This is a genomic window from Streptomyces sp. URMC 123 (genome assembly GCF_051386515.1).
In the GTDB taxonomy this organism is placed as follows: Bacteria; Actinomycetota; Actinomycetes; order Streptomycetales; family Streptomycetaceae; genus Streptomyces.
This window is the reverse complement of the sequence record NZ_JBPQTV010000277.1, coordinates 1-8,610: the sequence shown is the minus strand read 5'-3', so window position 1 is coordinate 8,610 and position 8,610 is coordinate 1. Positions and strand designations below refer to the sequence as shown.

Genomic DNA, 8,610 nt, shown 5'->3' with positions numbered 1-8,610 from the left:
CCTTTGGGGCGGGGGAATGGGGTTTCGCCCCGAAGGGGCGGGAAAAGGGGCTTCGTGCCGGAGGCGCGGGAAAGGATTCCCCGGCCTTCGGCCGGGGGTGAGGTGGTGGCCCGCGCCGAAGGCCGGGGCAAAGATTCCCGCCCCTTCGGGGCGGGGAGAGGGAGTCCGGCCTGACGGCCGGGGAAAGACCCCGCCCCTTCGGGGCGGACACGTGGCGACGGTCACGTCACGGACAAGCCGCAACGGGGACGTCGCGCGGACCGAGCCCGGAGGGCGGGCGCAGCTCACGGACAAGCGACAACGGGGACGTCGGGTAAAGCCGAGCGGCGAGCGTTACGCTCGGGCTGTCAGACGGAAAACCGTTCCCGAGCCGCGCAGGAGCCCTCGTGATCCCCGGTGGTCAGCCCAACATGCAGCAGCTGCTTCAGCAGGCCCAGAAGATGCAGGAGGACCTCGCCAGGGCGCAGGAGGAGCTGGCGGCCACGGCGGTGGACGGCCAGGCCGGCGGCGGCCTGGTGAAGGCCACCGTGACCGGCTCCGGAGAGCTCCGCGGCCTGGTCATCGACCCGAAGGCCGTCGACCCGGAGGACACCGAGACCCTCGCGGACCTGATCGTCGCCGCCGTGCAGGCCGCGAACGAGAACGCGCACGCGCTGCAGCAGCAGAAGCTGGGCCCGCTGGCCCAGGGCCTGGGCGGCGGCGGCATCCCCGGCCTGCCGTTCTGAGCCCCCGGGGCCCGGCTCGGCCCCAGCCCGGCACGGCCGGCCCCGGCCCAGCTCGCCGGCGCCGCCCCGGCCCCGCGCGCACGGCCAGCCCCGGCGGCCCGGCCCGGCCCCGCTCGGCCAGCCGGACGCCCGGGCCGCCCACCGGCTCGGTGAACCGGGCCACCCGCCCGGTTCACCGTTCTCACCCCCGCCTTACTCGCGCATCAACTAGCGTACGAAGTGCGTACACGACGTACGTACAGCGTGAGTGGACGAACCACACAGGAAGCAGGGAAGGCAGTCCGTGTACGAAGGCGTGGTCCAGGACCTCATCGACGAGCTGGGCAGGTTGCCCGGCGTCGGTCCCAAGAGCGCGCAGCGGATCGCCTTCCACATCCTCCAGGCGGAGCCGACGGACGTGCGCCGTCTCGCGAACGCGCTGATGGAGGTCAAGGCGAGGGTCCGGTTCTGTTCCGTGTGCGGGAACGTCGCGCAGGAGGAGCAGTGCCGGGTCTGCCAGGACCCGCGCCGTGACCGGGCGGTCATCTGCGTCGTCGAGGAGCCCAAGGACGTCGTGGCGATCGAGCGGACCCGGGAATTCCGGGGCCGCTACCACGTGCTCGGCGGGGCGATCAGCCCGATCGAGGGCGTGGGCCCCGATGACCTGCGGATACGGGAGCTGCTGGCCCGCCTGGCCGACGGCACCGTCACCGAGCTGATCCTGGCCACCGACCCCAATCTGGAGGGGGAGGCGACGGCGACCTACCTCGCCCGTATGGTGAAGCCGATGGGCCTGAAGGTCACTCGGCTGGCCAGCGGCCTCCCCGTGGGGGGAGATTTGGAATATGCCGACGAGGTCACCTTGGGCCGGGCCTTCGAGGGGAGGCGACTCCTGGATGTGTGAGACCGAGTCCGGCCGCCGCCGTCTCCGCCGTGCGGAGCCGGTCGCGGCCGCGGCTGCCTCCGGCGGGGCCATGCGGGGCCGCGCCTGCGAAGGGAGACGACTTCTCCATGTCTGATGCCACGCTCCACGCCGTACAGCACGATCCGGACAGCTTCGCCGTACAGATCGCCGATCAGGTGGAGAGCTTCATCGTCGCGGTCACCGAGGTGGCCAGGGGCGACGAGCCGGGCAGTGCGATCCCGTTCCTCCTGCTGGAGGTCTCCCAGCTGCTGCTGGCCGGCGGCCGGCTCGGCGCGCACGAGGACATCGTCCCGGACGAGCGCTACGAGGCGGACACCGGCCCGGAGCCGGACGACGTCGACGAGCTGCGGGAACGCTTCGCGGTGCTGCTCGACCCGGCGGACGTCTACTCCGAGGTGTTCGACCCGTACGTGCCCCGCAGCACGCCCGTGGCCTGCCGGATCTCCGACGATCTCGCGGACATCATCACGGATCTGCGGCACGGGATGGCCCACTACCGGGCGGGCCGGGTCACCGAGGCCCTGTGGTGGTGGCAGTTCTCGTACTTCTCCAACTGGGGTCCCACCGCCTCGGCCGCGCTGCGCGCCCTGCAGTCGCTGCTGGCCCACATCCGTACGGGCAGCCCGCTGGAGGAGCTGGACGGGCTCGACACGGACACCCCGGGCGACGACGAGAGCCTCGCGGAGGAGGCGGGCCGGGTGATGGCCGCGGAGATCGCCGCGCCGCTGGGGCTGCGGGCCGAACGCTCCCGGGCGGCGGCGGCCGAGCGCTCGCGCGCGGGCCGGTCCTGACCTTTCCGGCGAGCCGGGCCCGTACGTGCCGTGCCGGCCTGGCCGGAGGTTCCGCTTCCGGGTGCGGCGCCCCGTTCCCGGGCCGGGGAAGAGCCGGAGCACCGCCCCCGCCGGCGGCGAGCCACCACCCGTACCCGCCCCCGTACCCGCTGTGAGCTGGGACATAATCCGGTTGCCCGGGGTCGGTGCGGGCAGAAACCCCGCCGAGCCGGCCGCCGGCCGTCGCTCGTCTCACCATCCGATATCGGGAGGGCGGATTCCGCCCGCTCGTTAGACTGAGCCGGACCGTAGGGTCCTGCCAACGGATGCCAGGACCCCCGGAAGACACAAGTCGAGGAGCGCACGTGGGCCTTGTCGTGCAGAAGTACGGCGGCTCCTCCGTTGCGGATGCCGAAGGCATCAAGCGCGTCGCCAAGCGAATCGTCGAAGCCAAGAAGAACGGCCACCAGGTGGTCGTCGTGGTCTCGGCGATGGGCGACACGACGGACGAGTTGATCGATCTCGCCGAGCAGGTATCCCCGATCCCTGCCGGGCGTGAGTTCGACATGCTGCTGACCGCCGGAGAGCGTATCTCCATGGCACTGCTGGCGATGGCGATCAAAAACCTCGGGCACGAGGCGCAGTCGTTCACCGGTAGCCAGGCCGGAGTCATCACCGACTCGGTCCACAACAAAGCACGGATCATCGATGTCACGCCGGGCCGCATCCGTACGGCCCTGGACGAGGGCAACATCGCGATCGTCGCCGGCTTCCAGGGCGTGTCCCAGGACAAGAAGGACATCACCACCCTCGGCCGGGGCGGCTCGGACACGACCGCCGTGGCGCTGGCCGCCGCGCTGGACGCCGAGGTCTGCGAGATCTACACCGATGTGGACGGCGTGTTCACCGCCGACCCGCGGGTCGTGAAGAAGGCCCGCAAGATCGACTGGATCTCGTTCGAGGACATGCTGGAGCTGGCCAGCTCCGGCTCCAAGGTGCTGCTGCACCGCTGCGTCGAGTACGCACGCCGATACAACATCCCGATCCATGTCCGCTCGTCCTTCTCCGGACTGCAGGGCACCTGGGTCAGCAACGAGCCGCAAGGGGACCAGAAGGTGGAGCAGGCGATCATCTCGGGCGTCGCACACGACACCTCCGAGGCCAAGATCACGGTCGTCGGGGTGCCGGACAAGCCGGGCGAGGCCGCGACGATCTTCCGCGCCATCGCGGACGCCGAGGTCAACATCGACATGGTGGTGCAGAACGTCTCCGCCGCGTCCACCGGCCTCACCGACATCTCCTTCACGCTGCCCAAGGCGGAGGGCCGCAAGGCCATGGAGGCGCTGGAGCGCACCAAGGGCGCCGTGGGCTTCGAGTCGCTCCGCTACGACGACCAGATCGCCAAGATCTCGCTGGTCGGCGCGGGCATGAAGACCAACCCCGGGGTCACCGCCGGCTTCTTCGAGGCGCTGTCCAACGCGGGCGTGAACATCGAGCTCATCTCGACCTCCGAGATCCGCATCTCGGTCGTCACCCGCGCCGACGACGTCAACGAGGCCGTGCGCGCCGTGCACAGCGCCTTCGGCCTGGACAGCGAGACGGACGAGGCCGTGGTCTACGGCGGGACCGGGCGATGAACCCGGCCACCGGCGGCATGGGATCGGGCGCGGGTGAGCCGTGGGCCGTCGACGCCCGTGCCGCCGGTGGCCCCCCGGCCCGGGCCGGGAAGCCCACGCTGGCCGTCGTCGGTGCCACCGGCGCGGTCGGCACGGTCATGCTCGGCATCCTGTCCGAGCGCGCCGACATCTGGGGCGAGATCCGGCTGATCGCCTCGCCCCGTTCGGCCGGCCGCAAGCTGACCGTGCGCGGTGAGCAGGTGGAGGTCGTCGCGCTGGGCGAGGACGTGTTCGAGGGCGTCGACGTGGCGATGTTCGACGTCCCGGACGAGGTCTCCGCCCGCTGGGCGCCGATCGCCGCGGCCAAGGGCGCGGTGGTCGTGGACAATTCGGGCGCGTTCCGGATGGACCCGGACGTGCCGCTGGTGGTGCCCGAGGTGAACGCGCACGCCGCGCGGATGCGCCCGCGCGGCATCATCTCCAACCCCAACTGCACCACGCTCTCGATGATCGTCGCGATCGGCGCGCTGCACGCGGAGTTCGGGCTGAGCGAGCTGGTCGTCGCCTCGTACCAGGCCGTCTCCGGCGCGGGCAAGGAGGGCGTCGACACGCTCCGGGAGCAGCTGGCCAAGGTCGCCGGCACGGAGCTGGGCACGCAGCCCGGCGATGTGCGGCGGGCGGTCGGCGACACCGGTCCGTTCCCGGCGCCCCTGGCGCTCAACGTGGTGCCGTTCGCGGGCTCGCTCCGGGAGGACGGCTGGAGCTCCGAGGAGCTCAAGGTCCGCAACGAGTCCCGCAAGATCCTGGGGCTGCCGGAGCTGCGGGTGACCGCGACCTGCGTACGGGTCCCGGTGGTCACCACGCACTCGCTGGCCGTGCACGCGCGGTTCGAGAACGAGGTGACCGTCGCCGCGGCCCACGAGATCCTCCGTACGGCGCCGGGCGTGGTGCTGTGCGACAACCCGGGGGAGGGGGAGTTCCCGACGCCGGCGGACGTCGTGGGCACGGACCCGACCTGGGTGGGGCGGGTACGGCGCTCGCTGGACGACCCCTGCGCGCTGGAGCTCTTCGTCTGCGGTGACAATCTGCGCAAGGGCGCGGCGCTCAACACGGCGCAGATCGCGGAGGTCGTGGCGGCGGACCTCGGGGCGCGGTGAGCTCCGCTCGCTGCCCCGTACGGAGCCTGTGATCAAGACCTTGGTCCAGGCCACTTGAACTCCCCGGCGCCGGTCTGTTCGACTGGACGCTCCTCGCCCGCCGCAACCGCGGACCGGCGGGGAGCGTCTTTGCTGCCGTCTCTCAAAGTCGCTGGAAAAAATGGGGCATTGAGGAAATCTGGTGCGCATGCGGGCATTTGATTCAACATCAAAGGCGGTGGCGCGCGCGTACAACCCTGACGGGGGGGAGCGTGTCCAACATGCGTGGCAGAGGTTCTGGGCATGGCGACGGCTCCCGGGAGCGGCACCGCGGTTCTGCGGCCGCCGTTCGGCTCTCGCGGGCGAGCGGCCGGCGGTGCGTCGGTCCATGTGCCGGTCCAGTCGCCGGCCCGTCCGTCGGGGCGTTCCGCGGTACGCGCGCCGGGGGGCATGCCGGTGATCGCGCCCATGCCCGCGGCGGGGACGCCCGGGGCCGCGGGGGCCGCCGGCGCGGCGGGGACGGCCGCCGGCATTCCGTCGCAGCGCGAGGGCGCTGACGACGCGATGGCCGTGGGCACCACCGTCGACCACCTCACCGAGACCTACCGCGCCCACTACCGGTCGCTGCTCGGCCTGGCGGCCCTGCTGCTCGACGACACCGCCTCCTGCGAGGACGTGGTCCAGGAGGCGTTCATCCGCGTCCACTCGGCGCGGGGGCGGGTCCGCGACCCCGAGAAGACCCTCGCCTACCTCCGCCAGACCGTCGTCAACCTCTCCCGCTCGGCGCTGCGCCGCCGCATCCTCGGCCTGAAGCTGCTCTCCAAGCCGATGCCGGACATGGCGAGCGCGGAGGAGGGCGCGTACGAGCAGCTGGAGCGCGATCAGCTCATCAAGGCGATGCGGGGCCTTCAGCGCCGGCAGCGCGAGGTGCTCGTGCTGCGCTACTTCGCCGACATGACGGAGGCGCAGGTGGCCGAGACGCTCGGGATATCCCTGGGCTCGGTGAAGGCCTACGGCTCGCGGGGCATCGCGGCGCTGCGCGTCGCCATGGAGGCCCCCGCATGACCGACGAGACCCCCTGGCCGCCGGACGGCCCCGCGGAGGGGCCCGGCGCGCCCACGGAACGCGATGTCCACGCGGCGGACGGCCACGCGGTGAACGGCCGCGCGGCGGACGGCGACCACGTGGTGGATGAACGTGCGGTGGATGACCATGACGCAGCCGCCGGCGCTTTCCGCCGGCTCCACGGACGACTTGGCGTAGCGGACATGCCCGACACCTCCCGTGACAGCGGCCGTTCGGACGGCCGGTTCGACGACCGTTTCGCCGCCGGTGAGGGGGGCGGCGAGCGCGCCGGGGAGGGGCCCGGGGAGGGTCCCGTCGTCCCCCTGGACGAGGAGGCGCTGCGCCGGCTGCTCCACGATGTCGTGGAGGGGATCGATCCCCGGCCCGAGGCCCTCGCCAAACTGCGGCGCGCGGTCCCCGCGCGGCGCGCCCGGCGGCGGCAGGCGCTGGTGGGCGCCGCCGCGGCGGTGATCCTGGCGGGCACGGCCGTGCCCGCGCTGGTGCACGTGGCGCGCTCCGCCGACGTCGCCGGGGACCGCCCCGCCAACGCCGGCCACGGCCAGCGCGACCCCGGCGGCATGGACGGGGTGATGGACTCCGCCCCCGGCCACGACCACTCGCACCGGCGGCCCGGCACCGAGCCCGGGGACGGGCCCCGCTCCGACCGGAGCGGAACGAAACCCGGCGAGCCCCAGGAGCCGCGCGGCACGGCCCCGGCCGGCTCCGCCGACCCGACCGGGACCATGGCCGTCTCCTCGCCCCTGTGCTCCCGCGACCAGCTCGGCCGGGGCACGGCCTACACCGCCCCCGCCGACCGCGACGGCAAGGTCTACGGCGCCTTCCGCGTCGTCAACACCTCGCGCAGCGACTGCACGGTCGACGGTGGCGGTGGGGTCATGGCCACCGCGAAGGGCGGCGCGGAGAGCTCCCGCATCCAGGTGGTCGACCACACGACGGGCGACGCGGCCACGGGCCTGCCCGCCCCGACGCTCGACGAGGAGCGGCTGATCCTCAAACCGGGACAGGCGTACGAGGTGAAGTTCGCCTGGGTCCCGGCCGACGGCAGGGCGGGGGGCTGCGCGGCCCCCACCGCCTCCCCGGAGCCGGGCGGCACGCCGTCCCAGGGCGCGACGCCGCCGGCGGAGGGCACGGACACGAAGAGCGCCAAGGCCGAGTCCTCGGGCGCCGGCGCGGCCGGCAACCCCGACGGCGAGACGGCGGGCGGCGGCGGCACCGCGGGCGGCGGCACGGGTGGCACGACGCTCAAGCCGGAGGCGAGTGTGGTCCTCAGCCACACCCCCGAGGTCGGCGAACCGGCCGCGGCGGACACGACGATCCCCAACGCGTGCGCCGGCACGATCTACCGCACGGGAGCCCTCCCCACGACCCCGTAACCCCGGGTGCCCCCGAGCCGGGCACCTGCCGGCGCCCGGCGGGGCCGCAGGCCCTGACCCGCCGGTGGTCGGCAAGAGGAAGCCCAGTCGGCGGCGGCCCGTGGGGCCGGCCAAAGGCCGTCCGCCGTTCCGGCCACCCGACGGCGGACCGCGCCGGAGCCGGATGCGGCTCCCTGCCGGGCCCGCGGTCGTGGCAAGGGAAGCGAAGCCTCGCCCGCCTCGCGGCGCCGTGGTGCCGCAACGCGCTGTGTAAACGCTGCCCGACCTGGCACGTTCGGCCGCCGCGCCCGTGCGGCGCCGGGGCCGGCCGTTGCGCCCGGCGGCCTGGCGACTGCCCCGCCCGTGCGGCGCCGGGCGGGTCCTCCACGGTTCCGGACGCTCGCCCCGCGAGCTGGCCCGTCGCCCGGCGACGGGCCGGAGGCCACCGGTCCGCCGTGGCCGAGTGCGGCGCACCCGCCGGGCGGCGGTCCGGTGCCCGCCCCCGGGGAAGTCCTGGCCAGCCCGCAGGGCTGGCCATAGTGCGCCTGCCTGGTGGCGGGCCGAAGCAGGGGTGGCCCGCCGTGGCCGAGTGCGGCGCACCCGCCGGGCGGCGGTCCGGTGCCCGGCGCTCCCGCCCCGGCCGCCGGGCGGGTCGGAGCCCCGCGCTTCACCCGCCGCGCGGCCGGCCTGCCCACGGCCGGCGACAGGGCGTCCGCCAGCGGCGAGCCGGTGTCCGCGGTGCGTCGGAGCAGGCGTCGGCCCTGCGGCGCCGTGGTGCCCGCAACGCGCTGTGCAACGTTTGCCCGGTCTGGCGGGCTTGGCCGCTGCGCCCGGCGGCGTTGGGGCCGGCCGTTGTGCCCGGCGGCCTGGCGACTGCCCCGCCCGTGCGGTGCCGGCCGGCCCGGGGCCGGCTTGGGGTGTCCGGGCCGTGGTGGGGCGCGGTCGGCGCGGCGGGGGCCCTCCGCCCGGGGAGCGGCCACCGGACGGGGTGGGGCGGCACCGCCGTGGGGGTGCGGCGGCG

At 74.1% G+C, this 8,610-nt stretch carries 7 protein-coding genes; all 7 read left to right on the top strand.

Features of this window, described 5'->3' with window-relative positions; genetic code table 11:
- Window positions 1-386 precede the first annotated feature (386 nt).
- The 7 genes from ACSNOD_RS24590 (at window position 387) to ACSNOD_RS24560 (ending at window position 7,610) form a co-directional block, all read left to right on the top strand.
- Complete coding sequence (locus ACSNOD_RS24590; RefSeq protein ID WP_436769221.1) at window positions 387-725, top strand: YbaB/EbfC family nucleoid-associated protein; 339 nt, start codon at window positions 387-389, stop codon at window positions 723-725.
- A 283-nt stretch (window positions 726-1,008) separates the two neighbouring features.
- Window positions 1,009-1,608 carry a recombination mediator RecR gene (gene recR / locus ACSNOD_RS24585; RefSeq protein WP_436769220.1) on the top strand — a complete coding sequence of 200 codons (600 nt, stop codon included), beginning with the start codon at window positions 1,009-1,011 and terminating at the stop codon, window positions 1,606-1,608.
- A 107-nt stretch (window positions 1,609-1,715) separates the two neighbouring features.
- A complete protein-coding gene (locus ACSNOD_RS24580) occupies window positions 1,716-2,420 on the top strand; it encodes a DUF5063 domain-containing protein (protein ID WP_436769219.1) in 705 nt (234 codons plus the stop codon).
- Window positions 2,421-2,764: 344 nt separating this feature from the next.
- Window positions 2,765-4,036, top strand: coding sequence for an aspartate kinase (locus ACSNOD_RS24575; RefSeq protein WP_436769218.1), 1,272 nt, complete (start codon window positions 2,765-2,767; stop codon window positions 4,034-4,036).
- A complete protein-coding gene (locus ACSNOD_RS24570; protein WP_436769217.1) occupies window positions 4,033-5,172 on the top strand; it encodes an aspartate-semialdehyde dehydrogenase in 1,140 nt (379 codons plus the stop codon). The genes ACSNOD_RS24575 and ACSNOD_RS24570 overlap by 4 nt, the downstream gene beginning before the upstream one ends.
- A gap of 264 nt (window positions 5,173-5,436) precedes the next feature.
- Window positions 5,437-6,216 carry a SigE family RNA polymerase sigma factor gene (locus ACSNOD_RS24565; protein WP_436769216.1) on the top strand — a complete coding sequence of 260 codons (780 nt, stop codon included), beginning with the start codon at window positions 5,437-5,439 and terminating at the stop codon, window positions 6,214-6,216.
- Window positions 6,213-7,610: a hypothetical protein gene (locus ACSNOD_RS24560; RefSeq protein ID WP_436769215.1), complete on the top strand. Its 1,398-nt coding sequence runs from the start codon at window positions 6,213-6,215 to the stop codon at window positions 7,608-7,610. Before ACSNOD_RS24565 ends, ACSNOD_RS24560 begins: the two co-directional genes overlap by 4 nt.
- Window positions 7,611-8,610 lie beyond the last annotated feature (1,000 nt).

Bases quoted from the DNA above. Each gene is read 5' to 3' on its own strand.
- ACSNOD_RS24580 (WP_436769219.1), top strand. From the start codon at position 1,716: ATGTCTGATGCCACGCTCCACGCCGTACAGCACGATCCGGACAGCTTC.
- ACSNOD_RS24570 (WP_436769217.1), top strand. From the start codon at position 4,033: ATGAACCCGGCCACCGGCGGCATGGGATCGGGCGCGGGTGAGCCGTGG.
- ACSNOD_RS24560 (WP_436769215.1), top strand. From the start codon at position 6,213: ATGACCGACGAGACCCCCTGGCCGCCGGACGGCCCCGCGGAGGGGCCC.